The sequence below is a fragment of the Alkalibacterium iburiense genome, from assembly GCF_039521845.1.
GTDB lineage: Bacteria > Bacillota > Bacilli > Lactobacillales > Carnobacteriaceae_A > Alkalibacterium > Alkalibacterium iburiense.
On the sequence record NZ_BAAACW010000169.1, the window covers coordinates 1 to 702 of the forward strand.

1 protein-coding gene is annotated in these 702 nt (G+C 35.0%); it reads right to left on the reverse strand.

From position 1 onward, the window contains the following. Positions 1-129 precede the first annotated feature (129 nt). Positions 130-702 (reverse strand): transposase (locus ABDZ53_RS12790; RefSeq protein ID WP_343757132.1); only part of this gene is annotated, 573 nt, incomplete at its 5' end.

A 702-nucleotide genomic window follows, 5' to 3' on the forward strand; every position in this document is an offset into this window, starting at 1 on the left:
CAGTTTTCTAACTTAATTTGTTCATTTTTTGCGATCTAGTTCTCTCCAATGAGTCTTTTTGATTTATGAATCCTAATTTTGGGCACACTAATCCCTTGACATATATAACTTTCAAAAAAACAAAAGTTGTTAAATATATTGTCGAATCCGCTGGATTCGCCTAAAGACATGATAGAACTCGGCTTGGTAAACATGGGAGCTAGACAGCTTTAAATACATTTGTCTGGCAGTTCGTACTAATTTACCAGCGACTTTAAATAATCGAAGTCGGATGGTATTCACTTGGAGTCCTCGCCATTTTTCATCAAAACAACAAGTCTTTAGGAAATTGAAAAGATTATAAGCAAGAACACTAACCATCATACGTGCATGATTTTCAGTAAATTCAGGGCTGTCTGTCTTATCAAAGAAGAAACTATTTTTGGCTTCTTTAATATAGTTTTCCATTGTGCCGCGTTTCTTGTACGTTTCAAAAACTCTTTCTGGTGAGATACTTTCTGAAAAACTTGTGACAATAAAAGCGTGACTGAAAAGTAATTCACTTGCTTCTCGAGTTGAACGAATACACACTCGACGCGGTTTAGACCAAGAAGCGGCTTGGTATGAAACAGAATGAAAATAAACTTCTTTTTCTTCCCAAGGATGGTTATCATCATAAAATAAAAATTCTTCGGCTAAACGAGCTAAATTTCGATTGCTTTT